Source organism: Amycolatopsis sp. NPDC114484, from assembly GCF_055633755.1.
Genome location: NZ_JBVKDQ010000004.1, coordinates 419,054 through 438,644, shown reverse-complemented (window position 1 = coordinate 438,644; position 19,591 = coordinate 419,054). Strand labels below are relative to the sequence as shown.

Below are 19,591 nucleotides of genomic sequence, written 5' to 3'. Positions count from 1 at the left end.
AGAGGCCCCCGGGGACCTCGCACGGGGCCTATCCGGGCTGGTCGTCCAGCCCGTCGAGCACCTCGCGGTCCCGCTCGTCCAGGCTGCCCTCCGGCAGCTGGGCCAGCAAATCCGGCCGCCGCCGCGCGGTGCGTTCGAGCGCCTGGTCGCGCCGCCACCGGTCGATGAGCGCGTGGTTGCCCGAGCGCAGCACGTCCGGCACCGCCAGGTCGCGCCACACCTCCGGGCGGGTGTAGCTGGGGCCTTCGAGCAGGCCGTCGGAGAACGAGTCCTCGGCCGCCGACCGCGCGTTGCCGAGCACGCCCGGCAGCAGCCGGACCACAGCCTCCACGATCACCAGCACCGCGGCCTCGCCGCCGACCAGCACGTAATCGCCGATCGAGACCTCGTCGACCGGCATCCGGCGGGCCGCGTCGTCCACGACCCGCTGGTCGATGCCCTCGTACCGGCCGCAGGCGAACACCAGGTGCTTTTCCTCGGCGTAGGAATGCGCCAGCTCCTGGGTGAACGGCTTGCCCGCGGGAGTGGGGACCACGAGCCGGGTCCCCTCGCCGCACACGTCGTCCAGTGCCGGGCCCCAGATCTGCGGCTTCATGACCATGCCGGGACCGCCGCCGTACGGCGCGTCGTCGACCGCGCGGTGCACGTCGTGGGTCCAGTCGCGCAGGTCGTGCACGCCGACCTCGATGAGACCGCGGTCGATCGCCCGGCCCAGCAGCGCGGCGCGCAGCGGGTCGAGATACTCGGGGAAAATGGTGACGACGTCGATGCGCAAGCGGTTACCAGTTCCAGTACTCGGTGGCCTGGGCGTGCCACGGGCTCGGGACGTCCTGGTCGATCGCGAAGGCCATGCCGAGCCCCTTCGCGATCTTGATGCTGCGGTGCAGGGTCTTGCGGATCGGCGACCCGGCGGGCAGGCCGTTGTCGTCCGACCACGTCTCGGTCTGCGTGACGCAGGTGCGCGCCCCGAAGCGGGCGTTCGAGCACGGAGCGGGCGCGCCCCAGGTCTGCAGATGCTCGAAGTGGACGACCTTGCCCGAGCTCTTCTCGGTGATCGTGCCGCGCGCGATGAGCCGGTAGTCGGTGGACGGCACGGTCCAGCGCACGTAGTGCTGGCGGCCGCCGTCGGACGGGATCGGCGTGCAAGTGGCACCGTTGCACGCGGACTCTTCGGTGACCCGCTCCGAGTAGTACGTGCCGTTGCCGTCCCAGCCGTCGAGCAGCACCCAGTCGCCCGAGCGGACGAAGTGCTCAGCGGTCGCCGGCGGCCACGTGACCGGGTCGCCCCAGGTGATCTGCGATTCGGTGGCCGACTGCGGCGACCACGCCCACTGGAAAGCCTTCTCCCCCGGCGGGGCGTACTGGCCGGCGCTGCGCTGGAACATCAGCGAAAAGTCGCCGTACACCGGCGAAGCGGCCTGCGCGGGCGGCGCGGCGAAAGCGGTGGCCAAAACGGCCGCGAAGACGGCCTTCGTCCAGAACTTCACGAACTCCCCCTCAGTCAGCGTCGAGGAGGCCTTCGGGCGGATCGAGCACGACCCGGCCCCCCGCGACATCCACCACCGGAACGATGGCGCGGACGAAAGGTACCAACACCGAGCGTCCGTCGTGATCGAGTTCGAGCAGTTCCCCGGCCGGCGAGTGGACCACTTCGACGACCTTGCCCGCGACGGTCCCGTCGAGCAGTTCGGCGCGCAGGCCGGCCAGCTCGTGGTCGTAGAACTCGTCCGGGTCGCCGGTGGGCGGCAGCGTGTCCGTGTCCGCCAGCAGCAGGGCTCCGCGCAGGGTTTCCGCGATATCGCGGGTGAGCACCTGCTCGAAACGCACCAGCAGCCGCCCGCTGTGTTCGCGGGCGGCTGCGATGGTGAGTTCTCTCGTGCTGCCGTCGCGCAGCTTCGTCGTGACGACCGCACCGATCGCGAACCGCTGCTGCGGCGAATCCGTGCGCACGTCGACCGCGAGCTCGCCGCGGATGCCGTGCGCTTTCGCGATGCGGCCGACTACGACGTCCATACCTGACCGTTTCCGAGAATCCGGGTCAGCGATCGGTGTCGACGACGTCCACGCGGACGCCGCGGCCGCCGATGCCGCCCATCACGGTGCGCAGAGCGGTCGCGGTGCGCCCGCCCCGGCCGATCACCTTGCCGAGATCGTCGGGGTGGACGTGCACCTCGAGCGTGCGGCCACGACGCGTGGTCAGCAGCTCGACCCGGACCTCGTCCGGGTTGTCGACGATCCCGCGCACCAGGTGCTCGAGGGAGTCGGCGAGGAAGCTCACTCGGACTTCTCGCCCTCGGCCGACTCGCCAGCTTCTGCCTTGTCGGCCTTCTTCGGGGCCGACTTCTTCTTCGGCGTGGTGGCCTCGGTGGAGGGCTCCTCGCCCGCCGCGGCCAGCGCCGCGTTGAACAGGTCCTGCTTGGACGGCTTCGGCTCGGCCACCTTCAGGGTGCCCTCGGCGCCCGGCAGGCCCTTGAACTTCTGCCAGTCGCCGGTGATCTCGAGGATGCGCTGGACCGGCTCGGTCGGCTGCGCGCCGACGCCCAGCCAGTACTGCGCCCGCTCGGTGTCGACCTCGATGAAGCTCGGCTCTTCCTTCGGGTGGTACTTGCCGATCGTCTCGATGGCCTTGCCGTCCCGGCGGGTGCGCGCGTCGGCGATGATGATGCGGTAGTACGGCGCACGGATCTTGCCGAGGCGCTGCAGCTTGATCTTGACGGCCACGGGTGTGGGTACTCCTCAGTGCTGTGTGGTGCGGGGCGCGCGCGGAACCCGTGGGGACAGGCCTGCGGCGCCCGGAGGTCAGGAGCTTCCACACGGCGAGAGGGTCCGGCGGAAGCGGGCAAGCAAACATTCTGCCAGACGCCCGTCCCCGCGCCCGCACAAGGCCCCGGTTACGCGTGCGCGACCAGCGTCAGAACGACGCGAGCCCCAGCGCGCCGAGCAGGATCGCGACCGCGGGCAGGAAGTTGTTGACCGCGTGCGCGACGATGCTGCCCGCCAGCCGTCCGGTGGACAGCCGGGCCAGCCCGATCGGGATGGAGATCACCAGCAGCAGCGTGGTGCGCAGCGGTTCCAGGTGGCTGGCCGCGAACACCGCGGTGGACAGCAGGAACGCGGCGAAACGCCCCCACCGCTCGCTGCGCCACTGCAGCCGTTCGACCGCGCCCCAGAGCAGGCCGCGGTAGATGATCTCCTCGCAGATCGGCCCGAGCAGCCACAGGTAGCCGAACATCACCGCGGCGGCGGGCACGGACATCTTGCGGTCGTCGACCAGCGCGCTGATCGCCGACGTCGCGTCCGCCGTGCCGACCAGCTCGGTCCACACGTAGGCGCTCAGCGAGGTGAGCACGAGGCCGAGCATGCCGAATTTGAGCCCGGTCCAGACGTCCGCCCAGCGCCACTGCAGCCGCAGGTCGAGCTTCGGGCCGTTGCCGCGGACGACGGTGATCAGCACCGCGGCGCCGGCGGCGATCATGGTGGGCAGCATCGTGCCGAGCAGCACTGTGCTGATCGGCAGCGGCCTGCCCGGGGCCGTGGGCCCGGCGAGCGCGCCGATGAACGCGGCCGACGCCAGCAAAACAGCCTCGACCAGCAGGAACGCCCCGAATCCCCAGCGGTGCGCCGGGAACGCGGTCGGTTCGGCCACGAAGTCCTCCGGGGAGAGCGCACTGGAGAGGGGTTCACGGGGCTGTGATGTGGTCACGCCCGCCTCCCCGTGCTCGCTCTGCTCACCGGTCGAGCCTAGCGGCCGAAATGGTTTCGCACAGTACTCGACCGGTCACTGGTTTTCCTCAATGTCCGGTGAAGAGCAGGAAGGCGGGCGGCAGGTTGTTCGCCGCGTGCGCGAGCACGCTCGCCGAGGTCCGGCCGGAATAGTGCCGCGCCAGCCCGAGGACGAGGCCCTGGCCGAACAGCGCGATCGTGCGCGTGGTCTCGCCGTGCAGCAGCGCGAACACCATCGAGGTGAGCACGAGCACCACCCACGGCGGGATCTTGTAGTGCGCCAAGGCGTTCCACAGCGCCCCGCGCAGAAGCAGTTCCTCGGTGAGCGGAACGGCGATCACCAGCACGAGCGCGGTCGTGACGAGCCAGACCGGGCTCCCGCCGGACACGTCGGGCAGGTCGGTGAGCGGGCTGTCGGACACCTCGTCGCCGCCGAAGACGGCGATTTCGGCGGCGTTCAGCACGAAGCCGACGACGAGGGCGAGCAGTCCGAAGGCGAGGCCGATGCGGAGGTCGCGGCCCCGGGTGCGGAGCCCGAAGTCGCGTTCGAGGCCGGATCCGTAGCGCAGGGAGGCGATCGCCGGGCCGAGGCCGAGGACCAGGTTCGGCAGGAAGGCCAGCAGCAGCAACGGTCCCGCGTACGCCTCGACCGGGTCGTCGTCGCCGACGTGGCGGTTGAACGCGGCCGCGGTGAGGAGGGTGACGAGGTAGTAGCCGGCGACTCCGAAGAAGAACGCGGCGAAGGCCCAATGGGCGCCCAGAATTCGCTTTCCCCCACCGTCTTCGGCCACGGGTTCACGCTATGTGGCTGTGCTGTGGCGGATCGAGGCGGGGGTCGCCTCGATCCGTTGTCCGTGAGGGGAGCCCTGACGGAATCTGATTCCCTCAGGGTTCCCCTCACGGACCTTTGGGGTGGATCGAGGCGGGGGTCAGTGGAAGACCGTGCCGCCCAAGACGATGTGGGTCGGGTGGTGCAGGGCGGCGAGGTCGGCGCGCGGGTCGTCGGCGTAAACGATCAGGTCGGCCGGGGCGCCGTGCTCGATGCCGGGGTGGCCGAGCCATTCGCGTGCTTCCCAGGACGCGCTCGCGAGCGCTTGCGTACGCGACATCCCCGCGCGGTGCAGCGCTTCGACCTCGTCGGCGATACGGCCGTGCGCGACCATGCCGCCCGCATCCGTGCCCGCGAAGACGCGTACGCCCGCTTCAACCGCCGAGGACACCATCTCGCCAACGCCGGCGTGCAGCGCGCGCATGTGTGCCGCGTACGTCGGGTACTTGCCCGCCTTGTCCGCGATGCCCGGGAAGTTCTCGATGTTGATGAGCGTGGGCACCAACGCGACGTCGCGGCGCGCGAGTTCGGCTAGCTGGTCTGGCGACAGCGCCGTGCCGTGTTCGAGACAGTCGATGCCCGCACCGATCAGGCCCGGCAACGCCGCTTCGCCGAACACGTGCGCGGTGACGCGCGCGCCGAGGTCATGCGCGACGCGGATGGCTTCGGCGAGCACGTCGTCCGGCCACAGCGGCGCGAGGTCGCCTTGGCCGCGGTCGATCCAGTCGCCGACGAGCTTGACCCAGCCGTCGCCGTCGCGGGCCTGTTCGGCGACGGCCTCGGGCAGCAGCGCCGGGTCGTCCAGCTCGATCGCGAACCCGGGGATGTACCGCTTGGGCAGCGCCAGATGCCGTCCGCAGCGGATGATCGTGGGCAGGTCCGCGCGCGATTGCAGCGGCCGGACGTCGAGCGGCAGGCCGCAGTCGCGGATCAGCAGGGTGCCCGCGTCGCGGTCGGTCGCGGCCTGGTCCGCCGCCTCCTCCACCGACAGTCCGCCGCGCGGGCCGAGGCCCGGATGGCAGTGCGCGTCGACGAGCCCCGGGACCACGAATCCGCCGGTGGACAGCGTTTCCGCGCCGGGAACCGGCTCGAACGACAGCTTTCCGTCCTGGATCCAGAGGTCACGCGGTTCGCCGTCGGGCAGGACGGTGCCGGACAGGTGCAGCGGGCTCAATTGTTCTTCGGGTCCTTCGGCAGCTTGAACTTGGACGGGTCGAAGCCTGGCACGTCGTTCATGCCGCCGAGCTGGGACAGGTCCGGCATCCCGCCGGGCATGCCGCCGCCGGGGGGAAGCATCGGCATGCCGCCGGGCATCCCGCCGCGCATCCTCGGCTGCGTGGGGCCCTTTTTCCCCTTCTTGCCCTTCTTGCCCTTGCGGTTCTTGCTTCCGCCGCCTCCGCCGCCGAAGCCGAACCGGCCGGCCATCTGCGCCATCATCTTGCGCGCCTCGAAGAAGCGGTTGACCAGGTCATTGACCTCGCGGACGGTCACGCCGGAGCCGTTCGCGATGCGCAGGCGGCGCGAGCCGTTGATGATCTTCGGGTCGGCGCGCTCGGCGGGCGTCATGCCGCGGATGATCGCCTGCAGCCGGTCGAGCTGCTTGTCGTCGACCGCGGCGAGCTGGTCTTTCATCTGGCCCGCGCCGGGCAGCATGCCGAGCAGGTTGCCGATCGGGCCCATCTTGCGCACGGCGAGCATCTGCTCGAGGAAGTCCTCCAGCGTGAGCTGGCCGCTGGTGAGCTTCTGCGCGGCCTGTTCGGCCTGCTCCTGGTCGAAGTGCTGTTCGGCCTGCTCGATCAGGGTCAGCACGTCGCCCATGCCCAGGATGCGCGAGGCCATCCGGTCCGGGTGGAACGTGTCGAAGTCCTCGAGCTTCTCGCCGTTGGACGCGAAGAGGATCGGCTGGCCGGTGACCTCGCGGACGGACAGCGCGGCGCCACCGCGGGCGTCGCCGTCGAGCTTCGTGAGCACCACGCCGGTGAAGCCGACGCCGTCGCGGAACGCCTCGGCCGTGGTGACCGCGTCCTGACCGATCATCGCGTCGACCACGAACAGGACTTCGTCCGGCTGCACGGCCTCGCGGATGTCCGCGGCCTGCTTCATCAGCTCTTCGTCGACACCCAGACGACCAGCGGTGTCGACCACGACGATGTCGTGCTGCGCGTGCTTGGCCTCTTCGATCGCGCGGCGGGCGACGTCGACCGGGTCGCCGACGCCGTTGCCCGGCTCCGGCGCGAACGTGGTGACGCCCGCGCGCTCGCCGACGACCTGCAGCTGGGTGACCGCGTTCGGCCGCTGGAGGTCACAGGCGACCAGCATCGGCGCGTGGCCCTGCTTCTTCAGCCACATCGCCAGCTTGCCGGCCAGCGTCGTCTTACCGGCGCCCTGGAGGCCGGCGAGCATGATCACCGACGGCGGGTTCTTGGCCAGGTTGAGCCGCCGCGTCTCGCCGCCGAGGATGCCGACGAGCTCCTCGTTGACGATCTTGACGACCTGCTGCGCCGGGTTCAGCGCCTGGGAGACCTCGGCTCCCTTCGCCCGGTCCTTGATCTTCGCGATGAACGCCTTGACCACCGGGAGCGCGACGTCCGCTTCCAGCAGCGCGATGCGGATCTCGCGCGCGGTGGCGTCGATGTCGGCGTCGGACAGCCGGCCCTTGCGCGAGAGCGACTGCAGGGCCGAGGTGAGCCGATCGGAGAGGGTGTCGAACACGGGGGTGCACGCTCCAGCTGGGTCGAAAGTTCGCGTGCCGGGCGGTGCTCGGCACCCCCGGCATCTTCCGAGGGTAGCCGCCCCGGCCACCCGGCCTTCACGGGTACGGGAAGGGTACTACGCCCTCGCGTACTAATTGGCGGAGCGATAACAGCTCAGCCACGCGAAAACTGGTCGACCGGAGCCGGGAATTAAGTAAACATAGGCGTATGACATCAGCTACTGCCCGGCGTCCGACGCTCGCCGAACCGGCAGGGGACGAGGACGAACAGGTGCCGTTCCGCCGCATCGCGGGCCTCTTCCGGCCGCACCGGCGAGCCCTGGCCGGACTGTGCGCGCTGCTGGTCGTGCAGGCCGGGCTGGGCGTCACCTCGCCGTTCCTGCTGCGGGAGATGCTGGACGCCGCGCTGCCGCACCGCGACGCCCTGCTGGTGAGCCTGCTGGCCGCCGGGATGATCGCCGCCGCGCTCGGGTCCGGGGCGCTGAGCGTGCGGACCACCGGGCTGTCCAACACCATCGGCCAGCGGGTGATGAACGAGCTGCGGGTGGCGGTGTACAGCCATCTGCAGCGGATGTCGCTGGGCTTCTACACCCGGACCAAGACCGGCGAGGTGCTGTCGCGGGTGTTCAACGACATCGGCGGCGTGGACAACGTCGTGACCGGGACCGCCGCGTCGATCGTGCAGAACGGCACCACCGCGCTCGCGATCGCGGTGGCGATCCTGGTCATGGACTGGCAGCTGGCGGTGTTGTCGCTGGTCGTCGTGCCGCTGTTCCTGCTGTTCACGCTGCGGCTCGGCGGCAAGCAGCGGAAGCTCGCCCGCGGCCGGACCCGGCGGATGGCGCGGCTGACCACGATCGTCGAGGAATCGCTGTCGGTCACCGGCGTGCTGCTGGCCAAGACGATGGGCAACGCGAAGCTGATGCGCGACCGGTTCGCCGAGGAATCGCGCGAGGTCGCGGCGCTGGAGCGCAGTGCCGCGCTGGCCGGGCGGTGGCAGCGGGCGGCGCGGTCGATGAGCCTGACGATCATCCCGGCGCTGGTCTACTGGGCTGCCGGCCTGGAGCTCGCTGGCGGCGCGGCACCGATCTCGCTGGGCACCGTCGTCGCGTTCACCAGCATGTTGAACCGGCTGCTCGCTCCGGCGACCGCGATGCAGACGGTGGGGCAGAACGTCGCTTCGGCGAAGGCGTTGTTCGGGCGGATCTTCGAGGTGCTCGATCTGCCGGTAGAGATCGACGACCGGCCGGGCGCGCGTGAACTGGTCCTCAGTGGTGGGGCGGTTTCGATGCGCGGGGTGTCGTTCCGCTATGACGAGGACGGTCCGTGGACGTTGCGCGAAATCGACCTCGATGTGCCTGCGGGGACCACGACGGCGTTGGTCGGATCGACGGGATCGGGGAAGACGACCCTCGCCTATCTGGTCGCTCGGTTGTACGAGGTGACTGAGGGGAAGGTGTGCGTGGACGGGACGGATGTCCGGGACGTGACCCTTGCGTCGCTGGCCGCTGGAGTTGGGCTGGTGTCGCAGGAGACGTATCTGTTCCACGCGTCGGTGCGGGAGAACCTGCGGTTCGCGAAGCCGGACGCCACCGACGAGGAGCTGGAGAACGCGGCGAAGGCCGCGCACATCCACGACACGCTGGCCGCGCTGCCCGAGGGGTACGACACCGTTGTCGGCGAACGCGGGTATCGATTTTCCGGCGGGGAGAAGCAGCGGATGGCGATCGCGCGGATCCTGTTGCGCAATCCGCCGGTGCTGATCCTGGACGAGGCGACGAGTTCGCTGGACAACCGCACCGAGCGGGCGGTGCAGGCGGAACTGGACCGGCTCGCCGCCGGGCGCACGACGATCGCGATCGCGCATCGGCTGTCCACTGTGGAGCACGCGGAGCAGATCGCGGTGCTGGACGCGGGGAGGGTCGTCGAACGGGGGACGCACGCGGAGCTGCTCGCGTCGGGCGGGCGGTATGCCGCGTTGGTGCGGGGAGAAACCGCCTAGTCTGGCGATATGCAGACCGAATCCGACGTCCACCGGGCCGACGAGCTGGCGACGCTGGCCCGCACGGTGCGCGAGGGCGTCGGGCGGCTGAACTGGCGGATGCGCTCCGAGGCGGGCTCGCCTTCCCCGGGACCGGCCGTGCTGGCGGTGCTTTCGCGGCTGTACCGGGGCGGCACGCACACGCCGGGCGAGCTGGCCGAGGCCGAGCGGATCCATCCGCAGTCGCTGACGCGGATCCTGGCCTCGCTGGCCGAACGCGAGCTGATCACGCGCACCCCGGATCCGGCGGACGGGCGGCGGTCGCTGATCGACATCACCCCGGCCGGGCTGCGGGAGCTGCGCGAGTACTCGATCGCGCGGGAGACCTGGCTGGCCGCGGCTCTCGAACGGACGCTGAGCCCCACCGAACAGGACCTGCTCCGGCTCGCGGCCGGGCTGCTGGCGCGGATCGCGGATTCCTGAGGCCCGGGAGTTCCGGGGCGGCCGCTCCCCACGGCCGTCCCCGGAACTGTGGCGGAAGAGCTCACCTCCCCAGGAGGCCTTCCGCCGCGGGCACGCGGAGCGGTTCCCCCTCGACCACCCGGCGTTGGGGAGAAGTCTGCCGTCCGGGGGCGGGCGCGCGGCAGCGTGAAGTCCCTCAATCCGGACTGAGTAGGACTACTCAAACGCGGGTGTCGGGTCCCGCGGAGTCGCTCGTGAACTCGAAGAGCGGTTCGGCGTCGGCGAGTTCCTCGGCGGAGCAGCTGACCGCGCAGGCGGCGGCCTGGAGGACTTCGGTGAGGACCTCGACTTCGGACGGCGAGACGGTCGCGAGCGCGGGGTTGCGGACGTCCATGCGGCCGGCGAGTCCCGCCAGGGCGTGGGAGAGCGCGTGCTGGCCCGCGACCAGCTGGGTGACCACCTCGGACAGTTCGCCGAGGGTGGCGGCCGATCCGTCGCCGCGCAGCAGGGCGGAGAGTTCTTCGGCGCAGGTGCGGAGGTGTCCGGCCACGACTGTCGGCGGCAGCGAAAGCTCCGGCAGGTTCTCCTGACCCCGCACCGCGTTCACCTCGCCCCCTCGCTCGGACCTGCCATCCTGCCACCGGAATCGGCCTTTTCGCTCCCGACACCCCGGATGGGTGAGCCCGGATGGCGCAATCCGGCCGGGTCTGCTTGCCCTGGCCAGCGGTCCGTGAAGGGCTCCTTGAGGGAATCTGATTCCATCGAGGAGCCCTTCACGGACCTTCAGGCGACGGCAGCCAGGACGGCGTCGGTGATGGCGGTTCGCCACTGCGGGGTGACGTGGCCGGAGCGGGGCGAGAGGGCGAAGGAGTCGACTACGGCACCGCCCAGGGTCGCGGCTTTTGCCCAGTGGACGTCCGCCTCGGCGCGGCGCAGGGCGCTTGCCACGCGGAAGAGCAGGCCGATCCGGTCGGCGGCGCGCAGTTCCAGCACGACGGCGTCGGGGCCGCTCGTTTCGTCGTCGAACCAGCGCACGACTGGCTTGACCACGACTGGCGACGAGGTGGCGTAGTCGCGTTCCTTCGCCGCCAGGCGTTGGGTGAGCGGCATCGTTCCGGCGACCGCGCGGGCGAACTGTTCCCGCAGCAGCGCGGGATCCGGCAGGGAGCCGAACTTGGGCGACGCGGTGAAAACGCCTGCGCGGCCGCCGTGTTCGCGCAGGACCGCGGAGTGGACCTCCAACGAGTTCAGTGCCAGCACGCCGGCTGCGGGAGCTAGCAGTTCACGGTCCGCGGGCACGGCCAGCAGCACTGTGACGACCTTGCCGTGTGCGGAGATCCGGATTTGGCCGACGCCGGTCCGGGCGGCCTCGGCGACCAGTTCGCGTTGGTCGTCGTCCAGCGGCTCGGGCGGCGTGAAACCCTTGCCGTGCACCGCTTCCTCGCAGCCGCTGACCAGTTCGGCCAGCAGGCGGTCCTTCCAGTCGGTCCAGACGCCGGGGCCGGTGGCCAGCGAATCGGCGCGGGTCAGGGCGTGCAGGAGTTCCAGCAGGACGACGTCGCGGTCCAGGGTTTTCACCACGCGCGAGATGGTCGCGGGGTCGCCGATGTCGCGTCTCGTCGCGGTGTGCGGCAGCAGCAGGTGGTGGCGGACCATGGCGGAAACCGTCGCGACGTCCGCGGGCGGCAGGCCCAGACGTTGCGCTACCGAAGCGGAGATTTTCGCGCCCAGTTCGGAGTGGTCGGCTTCGCGGCCTTTGCCGATGTCGTGCAGCAGTGCGCCGATCAGCAGCAAGTCCGGACGGGACACCGTGGTGGTCAGTTTCGCTGCTTCGACGCAGGCCTGGACAAGGTGTCGGTCGACCGTCCACTGGTGTACTGGCGACCGCGGCGGCAGGTCGCGCACGGAACCCCATTCGGGGAACAACCTTGCCCACAGGCCGGTGCGGTCTAGTGCTTCGACTGCGTCGACCAGTCCCTCCCCCGCGCCCAGCAGGTCGACGAGGGCGTTGCGGGCGTCGTCCGGCCATGGTTCGCGCAGTTCGGGCGCGGATTCGGCGAGCGCGCGCAAAGTGCCTGGCGAGATGGGTTTTCGGGTGCGCGCGGAGGCGGCTGCGGCGCGAAGCAGGAGTGCTGGGTCTCGTGCGGGGAGGGCGTCTCGGGCTAGCGCGACCTCATCGCCATGCAGCACGACGCCTTCGGCAAGCGGGCGTCGGACGGGACGTCGGCCGAAGAGCGGACGTGGTTGCTCCGCAGTGGACCGAAGGGCGACGTCGACGGCGTAGGCGATGGTCCGACCTGCGCCAGAAAGCTTGCGTGCCAGGGTAAATCGGTCACCAAGCTCTAGTTCGTGTGCGACGACGTCGGCGTCTGGGGCACTGAGGATGTCTCGTTCGCGACGCGACTCGCGACGCAGCTCGGTGCGGACGTCCAGCAGGAGTTGCTTTGCTGCCAACAGTTCTTCGCCAGGACGGGCAGTGAGCTGTCCGGCGGCGAGAGCTTCCAGTACGCCGAAGTCGCGGAGTCCGCCGCGGCCGTGTTTCAGGTCTGGTTCGGCGGATTGGGCGATCTCGCCGCTGCGGTGCCACCGGGCGTGGACGGATTCGGCCAGCTCAGACAGGCGTTTCCGGGCGGTGCGCCGCCACTGGTCGCGAGCGGCGGACGCTAGGCGTTCGGTGAGCGCCGGGTCGCCGGCCAGGTGCCGGGCGTCGAGGAGACCCAGTGCGGTGCGCAGGTCCTCAGCGGCGACTTTCAGTGCCTCGCCAGGGGTTCGGACTGAATGGTCGAGTCCGACCCGTGCGTCCCACAGCGGGTACCACAGCGCGTCGGCGATCTCCCCGATGTCGCTGTTTCCGTTGTGCAGCAACAATAGATCGAGATCGGAGTACGGCACCAGCTCGCGCCGTCCCAGACCCCCCACGGCGACCAGCGCGACACCGGGGTCCGCGGTGTCGACGCCGGCCGCCGTCGCTCCTTTCCCGAGCCAGAACTCGTAGAGATCGACCAGGGAGGCCCGCAGTGCGGGCGCTCCGTGCCGTCCTTCGAGCAGCAGCGCAGTGGCTCGGGCGAGTTCTCCCCCGTCGGTCATCGGCTACAGCGCGTCCGTGCCGCGTTCGCCGGTGCGGACCCGGATCACTGTCTCCACCGGCGTCACCCAGACCTTCCCGTCGCCGATCTTGCCGGTGTGCGCGGCGGTGGTGACCGCGTCGAGGACCTTTTCGACGACGACGTCGTCCACCACGACCTCGATCTTCAGCTTGGCCACGAAATCCACCGAGTACTCCGCACCGCGGTAGACCTCGGTGTGGCCCTTCTGCCTGCCGTAGCCCTGTACCTCGCTCACCGTCATCCCGAGCACGCCCAGCTGCTCCAGCGAGGAGCGGACGTCGTCGAGCGTGAACGGCTTGACGATCGCGGTGATGAGCTTCATGCCTTGGTCTCCTCGAGTTTCGTGACGGGCTTGACCGGGAACGTCGTCGAGTGGCCGAGGCCGCCCATGCCGGTGAAGTCGTAGGCGCTCTCCGCGTGCTGGCCCTCGTCGATGCCGCTGACCTCGTGCTCGGTGCTGACGCGGAACCCGCCCGCCTTCTTGATCGCGAAGCCGATGATCAAGGTCATGACGAACGAGTAGCCCAGGACGGCGAGCGCGGCGACCACCTGGATGCCCAGCTGCTTGAAGCCGCCGCCGTAGAACAGGCCGTCCGCGCCCGCCGGGTTGACGCTCTTGGTGGCGAAGAACCCGATCAGCACGGTGCCGACGAGACCGCCGACGAGGTGCACGCCGACGACGTCGAGGGAGTCGTCGAAGCCGAAGCGGAACTTGAGCGAGATAGCCAGCGCGCACAGCACCCCGGCGATCACGCCGATCGCGATCGAGCCGAGCGGGCTCACGAAACCGCAGGCGGGCGTGATCGCGACCAGACCGGCCACCGCACCGGAAGCCGCGCCGAGCGTGGTCGGCTTGCCGAACTTGAGCTGTTCCACGAGCAGCCAGCCGAGCACCGCGGCCGCGGTCGCGACGGTGGTGTTGGTGAACGCGACGCCCGCGAGGTCGTTCGCGCCGAGCGCGGACCCGGCGTTGAAGCCGTACCAGCCGAACCACAGCAGCGACGCGCCGAGCAGGACGAACGGGACGTTGTGCGGCCTGCCGGTGTCCTTCGGCCAGCCCTTGCGCTTGCCGAGCACCAGCGCGAGGGCGAGACCCGCGGCGCCCGCGTTGATGTGCACCGCCGTGCCGCCCGCGAAGTCGAGCGCCTTGAGCTGGTTGGCGATCCAGCCGCCCACCGCGTCCTTGCCGGTGAATCCGTCGAACGAGAACACCCAGTGCGCGACCGGGAAGTACACGACAATCACCCAGATTGTCACGAAAAGCGTCCAGCCCCAGAACTTCGCGCGATCCGCGATAGCGCCGGAAATCAGCGCCGGGGTGATGATCGCGAACATCAGCTGGAACATGCAGAACGCGAGCAGCGGCAACGCGTCCGGTCCCGGCCACGGAACCGCGGGCGGACCCGCGCTCGCCAGCCCGACGAGCTTGCCGAACGCGTCCGACAGGCCGGCGTAGTCGAAGTTCCCGACCAGGCCGCCGAAAGCGTCGTCGCCGAAGGACAGCGAGAACCCGAAGAGCACCCACAGCACCCCGACTATGGCGAGTGCGATGAAGTTCATCATCAACATGTTCAAAACGCTCTTCGCGCGGACCATGCCGCCGTAAAAGAACGCGAGGCCCGGGGTCATGAGCATGACCAGCGCGGCGCTGATCAGCACCCAGGCGGTGTCTCCGGCGTTCAGCACAATCGTCCTCCCGTGCCGTGGGCAACTGCTGAGGAAGTGTTGGCCGCTGGTGTTTCACCAGGCTTCGGTTCACGTTTCCCCCGCGTGAACTCCGGTGCGATGGTTGTTACGGGGACGTTTCCCCGAGCGTGGGGCGAAATGTCCGGTCAGGCAACCTCATGGTCGAATAACGCCCATGTCTTTGCCTGATCGGGTGATCGAAGCGCTGCGCTGTTCGGTGTGCGCGGAGCCGGTCGCGCTGACCGGCCGGACACTGCGCTGCGAACGGCGGCACTCGTTCGATCTGGCCCGGCAGGGTTACGTCAACCTCCTGCACGCGCGCATCCCGGCGGGGACGGCCGACACCGCGCCGATGGTGGACGCGCGGGCGGCGTTCTTGTCTTCCGGGGCGTACGCGCCGCTGGCCGAGGCGGTCGCTGCCGCGGGTTCGGCTCCTGGATTGATCATCGACGCCGGCGCTGGGCCTGGCTATTACCTCTCGCGAGTGCTCGACGACGCGCCGGACGCGGTCGGGCTGGCACTGGACGTGTCGGCGATCGCGTTGCGGCGGGCCGCGCGGGCGCATGCGCGGCTGGGTGCGGCGGTGTGGAACCTGTGGGAGCCATGGCCGGTCGGTGACGGGGTGGCGTCGGTGGTGCTGGACGTGTTCTCGCCGCGGAATGCCTCGGAGTTCCACCGGGTGCTCGCGCCGGGCGGGAAGCTCGTGGTGGCGTCGCCGTTGCCGGGACATCTCGCTGAGCTGGGCGATCTGGTGCTCGCGGTGGATTCTCGGAAGGAAGAACGGCTCGAAGCCGCGCTGGGCGGGTTGTTCGTGCGGGAGTCCGGGGTCGAGGTGGTCCGGACTCAGCCGTTCACCGCCGCGCAGGTGCGGGATGTGGTCGCGATGGGGCCCGCGGGCTTCCATCTGGACCGGGACGGGCGGCGGGAGCGGCTCGAGGCCGCAGCTGGGCGGGACGTGACGCTGGCAGTCTCCGTCAGCGTGTGGCGGCGTGCCGAGGTCCGTGAGGGCCACCCTGAGGGAATCTGATTCCCCCAGGGTGGCCCTCACGGACCTTGGTCGGACGGTGAGCGGATCACTCTTCGGGAGGAATGGTCAGCGGTGGCGGCGCTGGGTTAGCGTGGCGGTCGATGAGCGAACGTACCTGGGGCTTCCGCACCCGCGCCCTGCACGCCGGCGGCACTCCCGACCCCACCACCGGGGCCCGTGCGGTGCCGATCTACCAGACGACCAGCTTCGTGTTCGAGGACGCGGCCGACGCGGCCAACCTGTTCGCGCTGCAGAAGTACGGGAACGTCTACAGCCGGATCGGCAACCCGACCGTCGCGGCGTTCGAGGAGCGCATCGCGAGTCTCGAAGGAGCCATCGGCGGGGTCGCGACGGCCAGCGGGCAGGCGGCGGAGTTCCTCACCTTCTCGGCGCTCGCCGAGGCTGGTGACCACATCGTGTCGGCAGCCGGGCTGTACGGCGGGACGGTCACGCAGCTCACCGGCACGCTCGCGCGGTTCGGCGTCGAGACGACCTTCGTGCACGGCGATACCGAGGAGTACGCCAAAGCGGTCACCGACCGCACGAAGCTGATCTACACCGAGGTGATCGGCAACCCGAGCGGCGCGATCGCGGACCTCGCCGGGCTGGCCGATCTCGCGCATTCGCACGGCATCCCGCTGGTGGTCGACGCGACGCTCGCCACGCCCTACCTCTGCCGCCCGATCGAGCACGGCGCGGACATCGTCCTGCACTCGGCCACGAAGTTCCTCGGCGGACACGGCACGACGCTCGGCGGGGTCGTCGTTGAAGCCGGGACTTTCAACTGGGGCAACGGAAACTTCCCCCGGATGACCGAGACCGTCGACAGTTACGGCGGGCTCAAGTACTGGGAGAACTTCGGCGAGTACGCGTTTTGCACCCGGCTGCGCGCGGAGCAGTTGCGCGACATCGGCGCGGTGCTGTCGCCGCATTCGGCGTTCTTGTTGCTGCAGGGCGTGGAAACGCTGCCGCAGCGGATGGACGCGCACGTCGTCAACGCGCGGGCGATCGCGGAGTACCTGAACGCGGACCCGCGGGTCGCGTGGGTGTCCTACGCGGGGTTGCCGCAGCATCCGGATCACGAACGGGCTGCGCGGTACTTGCCGCAGGGGCCGGGCGCGGTGTTTTCGTTCGGAGTGAAGGGCGGACGCGCGGCGGGCGAGAAGTTCGTGGAGTCGGTGGAGCTGTTGTCGCACTTGGCGAACGTCGGCGACGCGCGGACGTTGGTGATCCATCCGGCCTCGACGACGCATGCGCAACTGTCCGAGGAACAGCTCGCCGCGGCTGGCGTCGGCGCGGACCTGATCCGGCTGTCGGTCGGGCTGGAGGACGTCGAAGACCTGCTCTGGGACCTCGACCAGGCCCTCGACAAGGCGGTGAACGCGTGAGCCACGACGTCGGAGCGGTCGAACGGCGGCGGCTCCTGGGGCGCACGAAATCGGTGACCGTCGTGGGCGCGTCGGCGAATCCGGCGCGGCCGAGCTACTTCGTGGCGACGTATCTGCTGTCTTCGACGCGGTATGCGGTCAACTTCGTGAACCCGCGGCTCGACACGTTGCTGGGGCGGCCGGTGTATCCGTCGCTGGCGGACGTGCCGGGCGAACTGGATCTGGTGAGCGTGTTCCGCAAGCACGACGACCTCCCCGGGGTGGCCGAGGAGGTCGTCGAGGCCGGTGCGCGGACGTTGTGGCTTCAGCTCGGCTTGTGGCACGAACCGGTGGCGGACCGCGCCCGCGAAGCCGGGCTGGACGTGGTGATGAACCGGTGTGTGAAGATCGAGCACGCGCGGTTCGCGGGCGGGTTGCATCTGGCCGGGTTCAACACCGGGGTGATCAGTTCCCGACGGCAAACGGCACTGTGATCAAGGTGCCGGCCTGAGTACGGTTGGCGAGTGAACCTGAACCGCCCCGAGGCCGAGACGACCTGGCTGGACGATCTCGAAGTCGTGTTCCTCGGCGAACCGCCCGAGTCGGTCTCCGTGCGGTTCGGCGAACGGCACGCCGCCGACCATCACCTGGACCGGCGGTTGTTCTTCGCCGTCCGCGTCCAGGCACCCGGGATCGACGCCAGGCTGGACAGCGTCACCAACTACGTCACCGGCCGCGGCCTCGCCCGCTTCCTCGACGGACTCGACTTCCGCGGCTGGGAAGGCGAGCGACGCTGGGTCAACGCCGATCGGGACCTGAGCGTCTCGGCGACGTTCCGCTCCGGCGGGCACATCCGGCTGGCTTGGACGATCCGGCCGTGGCGGCACTCCGTGTACGGCGAATGGGAAGCCACGGTCACCACCTCGATGGAGGCTGGCGCGGAGAAGGACGATCTGGCCGCGCAGCTGCACGCTTTCCTTACCGCCGAAGGGTTTCCCGTCGAATACCACGAGACCGAGGTCAGCTGACCGTCGCGACCAGGAACTCCTCCCCCGACGTCTCCAGCCCGTCCGAACGACCCGACAGATACCGCTTGTTCAACTCGGCCGCGCTGACGTGCTGGACATCCTGAAAACCGCACTCCCGCGCGAAATCCAGCATCTCGTCCGGCGCGAAGAAGCTCACGAACGGCGTCCCGGCCGCCTTCGCGCCCTTCATCGCCGCTGCTCGCGCCGCGCGGTCCGGTGCGTCCAGGTACTCCTCCGGCATCTGGAACGTCATCGCCACCACGGTCCCCGGTGCGAACCCGGCGAGCGCGCGCAAGGTCGCGGCGTTGGCCTCGCGAGTCAGGTACATGCTGACTCCCGTCGATGCCACCACGGCCGGTTTCGCGACCTCGAAACCGTTGGCGGCCAAGCTTTCCGGCCATCGCTCGCCGGATTCGAAGTCGACCGGCACGAACCGGTACGGGGCGGGCAGCCCGAGTTCGGCCAGCCGCGCGCGCTTCCACTCCTGCGTGCCCGGCTGGTCGATCTCGAACACCCGCACGCCCAGCTCCGGCTCCCGCTGCGCGAACGTGTCCAGCCCGGCGCCGAGCAGGACGTACTGCGCGACCCCGCGTTCGCGCACCAAATCCTCGACGAACCGGCTGCGCACCGCGATTCCCGCGCGGAACCGCTGGGTGAAGCCGAGGTCCATGTCCGGCCGGGACCGCCAGTCCGGGCCGGGATCCGCCAGCTGGAGACCGATCTCGTCGACCAGCGCGTGCGGCGGCGGATCGGCGAGCACGTGCAGCGCGCGCCACAACGCGACGCGCACCGCGGTGTGGTCCGGCTCGCTCACTTGGGGGCCCGCAGAATCCAGGTCCGGCCGTCCGGGTCCCGCACGGTCGTCTCGCGCGTGCCGTAGTGGGTGTCCTCGAACGGGGTGACGACGTCGAGTCCCGCGTCCACCGACTCGTCCGGCACCGCGACCACCACGCTCGTGCGCGGCTCCTGGCTTTCGGGAACCTCGGCGACGAACACCGGCGCGCCATCGCCGTTCGACAGCTGGCCCGAGTTGTGGTCGGTCTCGAAATCGAGACTGAAACCCACGCGCTGCAGGAACTTCGCGGTCTTGCCCCAGTTGTGCGTCTCCATGAAGAGCATCGTGATGCCTTCGCTCATGTCACTCGTCCTCTCGTTGTTCGGGCGGGGTGCCGAGATAAGCCCGCAAAGCCGCGGTGACCAGCGCGGACAGCGACTGCTCGTTCTCGATCGCCCGGTACTTCACCTGCTTGATCAGCTCGACCGGCAGGTAGACGTTGAATTGCTTGACCTCTTCACCGGCCATTCTAGTATGCTAGCAATCTAGCCAGCGGTGGACAAGGTCCCGCCGCGGCCGCCGTGAGAAGGTGGGGGCATGGCGAAACCCTCCGGGCTGCAGATCAGGAACATCATCGCCGCCGTCCTGATGGCTGCCGCGTTCGTGTTCAACCTGGTGACCGGCGGCCCGTGGTGGGTCACCGCGATCGTCGGCGTCGCGGCTCTGCTGTCCTCCTTCTCCGCCTACCTGAACCGGCCGAGCGCCCGGGGCTGACCCGCGAGGGCAGCCCGGCCCGGACGCTCGGGCAGGAAGGGCGTCTCGTTCAACCTTCGTCCGCACGGACGTCGCCTGCGGTTCAGCCGCCGCTGCTCTACTCGGCGCGGCGCGATCGC

23 protein-coding genes are annotated in these 19,591 nt (G+C 69.9%); 7 read left to right on the top strand and 16 right to left on the bottom strand.

Translation table 11 applies throughout. The features are described 5' to 3' along the window. Positions 1-28: 28 nt before the first annotated feature. The 9 genes from trmD to ffh form a co-directional block, all read right to left on the bottom strand. Positions 29-775, bottom strand: coding sequence for a tRNA (guanosine(37)-N1)-methyltransferase TrmD (trmD, locus tag ACZ7SW_RS14450; protein WP_470230852.1), 747 nt, complete (start codon positions 773-775; stop codon positions 29-31). Between the two features lie 4 nt (positions 776-779). Then, on the bottom strand, positions 780-1,487 hold the full coding sequence (locus ACZ7SW_RS14445) for a hypothetical protein (RefSeq protein WP_470230851.1): 708 nt from the start codon (positions 1,485-1,487) through the stop codon (positions 780-782). 10 nt (positions 1,488-1,497) lie between these two features. Further along, complete coding sequence (gene rimM, locus ACZ7SW_RS14440; RefSeq protein ID WP_470230850.1) at positions 1,498-2,013, bottom strand: ribosome maturation factor RimM; 516 nt, start codon at positions 2,011-2,013, stop codon at positions 1,498-1,500. Positions 2,014-2,038: 25 nt separating this feature from the next. Further along, complete coding sequence (locus ACZ7SW_RS14435; RefSeq protein WP_003103110.1) at positions 2,039-2,278, bottom strand: RNA-binding protein; 240 nt, start codon at positions 2,276-2,278, stop codon at positions 2,039-2,041. Next, positions 2,275-2,721, bottom strand: coding sequence for a 30S ribosomal protein S16 (gene rpsP / locus ACZ7SW_RS14430; protein ID WP_470230849.1), 447 nt, complete (start codon positions 2,719-2,721; stop codon positions 2,275-2,277). The genes ACZ7SW_RS14435 and rpsP overlap by 4 nt, the downstream gene beginning before the upstream one ends. A gap of 190 nt (positions 2,722-2,911) precedes the next feature. Then, positions 2,912-3,703 (bottom strand): lysostaphin resistance A-like protein, encoded by a 792-nt coding sequence (locus ACZ7SW_RS14425; protein WP_470230848.1) that lies wholly within the window; start codon positions 3,701-3,703, stop codon positions 2,912-2,914. A gap of 88 nt (positions 3,704-3,791) precedes the next feature. Continuing rightward, positions 3,792-4,514 carry a lysostaphin resistance A-like protein gene (locus ACZ7SW_RS14420; protein ID WP_470230847.1) on the bottom strand — a complete coding sequence of 241 codons (723 nt, stop codon included), beginning with the start codon at positions 4,512-4,514 and terminating at the stop codon, positions 3,792-3,794. A 138-nt stretch (positions 4,515-4,652) separates the two neighbouring features. Next, the gene (locus ACZ7SW_RS14415; protein ID WP_470230846.1) at positions 4,653-5,726 is read right to left on the bottom strand and encodes an amidohydrolase family protein; all 1,074 of its coding nucleotides are present in this window, start codon (positions 5,724-5,726) and stop codon (positions 4,653-4,655) included. Beyond that, the gene (gene ffh, locus ACZ7SW_RS14410) at positions 5,723-7,264 is read right to left on the bottom strand and encodes a signal recognition particle protein (RefSeq protein ID WP_470230845.1); all 1,542 of its coding nucleotides are present in this window, start codon (positions 7,262-7,264) and stop codon (positions 5,723-5,725) included. Before ffh ends, ACZ7SW_RS14415 begins: the two co-directional genes overlap by 4 nt. A gap of 209 nt (positions 7,265-7,473) precedes the next feature. Here ffh and ACZ7SW_RS14405 point away from each other — a divergent pair, with 209 nt between their 5' ends. Both ACZ7SW_RS14405 and ACZ7SW_RS14400 read left to right on the top strand, forming a co-directional pair. After that, positions 7,474-9,267: an ABC transporter ATP-binding protein gene (locus tag ACZ7SW_RS14405; protein WP_470230844.1), complete on the top strand. Its 1,794-nt coding sequence runs from the start codon at positions 7,474-7,476 to the stop codon at positions 9,265-9,267. A 9-nt stretch (positions 9,268-9,276) separates the two neighbouring features. After that, positions 9,277-9,729 (top strand): MarR family winged helix-turn-helix transcriptional regulator, encoded by a 453-nt coding sequence (locus tag ACZ7SW_RS14400; protein WP_470230843.1) that lies wholly within the window; start codon positions 9,277-9,279, stop codon positions 9,727-9,729. Positions 9,730-9,928: 199 nt separating this feature from the next. On the opposite strand, the gene ACZ7SW_RS14395 is transcribed toward ACZ7SW_RS14400, so the two are convergent. The 4 genes from ACZ7SW_RS14395 to ACZ7SW_RS14380 all read right to left on the bottom strand — a co-directional run bounded on the left by ACZ7SW_RS14395 (position 9,929) and on the right by ACZ7SW_RS14380 (position 14,501). Continuing rightward, a complete protein-coding gene (locus ACZ7SW_RS14395; protein ID WP_470230842.1) occupies positions 9,929-10,315 on the bottom strand; it encodes a hypothetical protein in 387 nt (128 codons plus the stop codon). A 176-nt stretch (positions 10,316-10,491) separates the two neighbouring features. Then, on the bottom strand, positions 10,492-12,795 hold the full coding sequence (locus ACZ7SW_RS14390; protein ID WP_470230841.1) for a [protein-PII] uridylyltransferase: 2,304 nt from the start codon (positions 12,793-12,795) through the stop codon (positions 10,492-10,494). A 3-nt stretch (positions 12,796-12,798) separates the two neighbouring features. Further along, a complete protein-coding gene (locus ACZ7SW_RS14385; protein ID WP_043827775.1) occupies positions 12,799-13,137 on the bottom strand; it encodes a P-II family nitrogen regulator in 339 nt (112 codons plus the stop codon). Beyond that, entirely contained in the window at positions 13,134-14,501 is a 1,368-nt protein-coding gene (locus ACZ7SW_RS14380) for an ammonium transporter (protein ID WP_470230840.1), read from the bottom strand. Before ACZ7SW_RS14380 ends, ACZ7SW_RS14385 begins: the two co-directional genes overlap by 4 nt. Positions 14,502-14,676: 175 nt before the next feature. On the opposite strand from ACZ7SW_RS14380, the gene ACZ7SW_RS14375 reads away from it, so the two are divergent. The 4 genes from ACZ7SW_RS14375 to ACZ7SW_RS14360 all read left to right on the top strand — a co-directional run bounded on the left by ACZ7SW_RS14375 (position 14,677) and on the right by ACZ7SW_RS14360 (position 17,923). Beyond that, positions 14,677-15,528, top strand: a complete 852-nt coding sequence (locus ACZ7SW_RS14375) for a putative RNA methyltransferase (RefSeq protein ID WP_470230839.1) — start codon at positions 14,677-14,679, stop codon at positions 15,526-15,528. 101 nt (positions 15,529-15,629) lie between these two features. Beyond that, a complete protein-coding gene (locus ACZ7SW_RS14370; RefSeq protein ID WP_470230838.1) occupies positions 15,630-16,916 on the top strand; it encodes an O-acetylhomoserine aminocarboxypropyltransferase/cysteine synthase family protein in 1,287 nt (428 codons plus the stop codon). After that, positions 16,913-17,389, top strand: coding sequence for a CoA-binding protein (locus tag ACZ7SW_RS14365; RefSeq protein ID WP_470230837.1), 477 nt, complete (start codon positions 16,913-16,915; stop codon positions 17,387-17,389). Before ACZ7SW_RS14370 ends, ACZ7SW_RS14365 begins: the two co-directional genes overlap by 4 nt. Before the next feature lie 30 nt (positions 17,390-17,419). Beyond that, the gene (locus ACZ7SW_RS14360) at positions 17,420-17,923 is read left to right on the top strand and encodes a DUF6228 family protein (RefSeq protein ID WP_470230836.1); all 504 of its coding nucleotides are present in this window, start codon (positions 17,420-17,422) and stop codon (positions 17,921-17,923) included. Here ACZ7SW_RS14360 and ACZ7SW_RS14355 read toward each other — a convergent pair. The 3 genes from ACZ7SW_RS14355 to ACZ7SW_RS14345 are packed head-to-tail and all read right to left on the bottom strand — an operon-like array spanning position 17,916 to position 19,226. Then, positions 17,916-18,737 (bottom strand): class I SAM-dependent methyltransferase, encoded by an 822-nt coding sequence (locus ACZ7SW_RS14355; protein WP_470230835.1) that lies wholly within the window; start codon positions 18,735-18,737, stop codon positions 17,916-17,918. The two genes, ACZ7SW_RS14360 and ACZ7SW_RS14355, sit on opposite strands and share 8 nt — an antisense overlap. Beyond that, positions 18,734-19,060, bottom strand: a complete 327-nt coding sequence (locus tag ACZ7SW_RS14350) for a VOC family protein (protein WP_470230834.1) — start codon at positions 19,058-19,060, stop codon at positions 18,734-18,736. The genes ACZ7SW_RS14355 and ACZ7SW_RS14350 overlap by 4 nt, the downstream gene beginning before the upstream one ends. A gap of 1 nt (position 19,061) precedes the next feature. Beyond that, positions 19,062-19,226, bottom strand: a complete 165-nt coding sequence (locus ACZ7SW_RS14345; RefSeq protein ID WP_470230833.1) for a ribbon-helix-helix protein, CopG family — start codon at positions 19,224-19,226, stop codon at positions 19,062-19,064. 69 nt (positions 19,227-19,295) lie between these two features. On the opposite strand from ACZ7SW_RS14345, the gene ACZ7SW_RS14340 reads away from it, so the two are divergent. Further along, complete coding sequence (locus ACZ7SW_RS14340) at positions 19,296-19,472, top strand: hypothetical protein (protein WP_167441866.1); 177 nt, start codon at positions 19,296-19,298, stop codon at positions 19,470-19,472. Positions 19,473-19,591: the final 119 nt, after the last annotated feature.

Bases quoted from the DNA above. Each gene is read 5' to 3' on its own strand.
- ACZ7SW_RS14350 (WP_470230834.1), bottom strand. From the start codon at position 19,060: ATGAGCGAAGGCATCACGATGCTCTTCATGGAGACGCACAACTGGGGC.
- ACZ7SW_RS14340 (WP_167441866.1), top strand. From the start codon at position 19,296: ATGGCGAAACCCTCCGGGCTGCAGATCAGGAACATCATCGCCGCCGTC.
- ACZ7SW_RS14370 (WP_470230838.1), top strand. From the start codon at position 15,630: ATGAGCGAACGTACCTGGGGCTTCCGCACCCGCGCCCTGCACGCCGGC.
- rimM (WP_470230850.1), bottom strand. From the start codon at position 2,013: ATGGACGTCGTAGTCGGCCGCATCGCGAAAGCGCACGGCATCCGCGGC.
- ACZ7SW_RS14405 (WP_470230844.1), top strand. From the start codon at position 7,474: ATGACATCAGCTACTGCCCGGCGTCCGACGCTCGCCGAACCGGCAGGG.
- ACZ7SW_RS14400 (WP_470230843.1), top strand. From the start codon at position 9,277: ATGCAGACCGAATCCGACGTCCACCGGGCCGACGAGCTGGCGACGCTG.
- ACZ7SW_RS14375 (WP_470230839.1), top strand. From the start codon at position 14,677: ATGTCTTTGCCTGATCGGGTGATCGAAGCGCTGCGCTGTTCGGTGTGC.
- ACZ7SW_RS14385 (WP_043827775.1), bottom strand. From the start codon at position 13,137: ATGAAGCTCATCACCGCGATCGTCAAGCCGTTCACGCTCGACGACGTC.
- ACZ7SW_RS14345 (WP_470230833.1), bottom strand. From the start codon at position 19,226: ATGGCCGGTGAAGAGGTCAAGCAATTCAACGTCTACCTGCCGGTCGAG.
- ACZ7SW_RS14390 (WP_470230841.1), bottom strand. From the start codon at position 12,795: ATGACCGACGGGGGAGAACTCGCCCGAGCCACTGCGCTGCTGCTCGAA.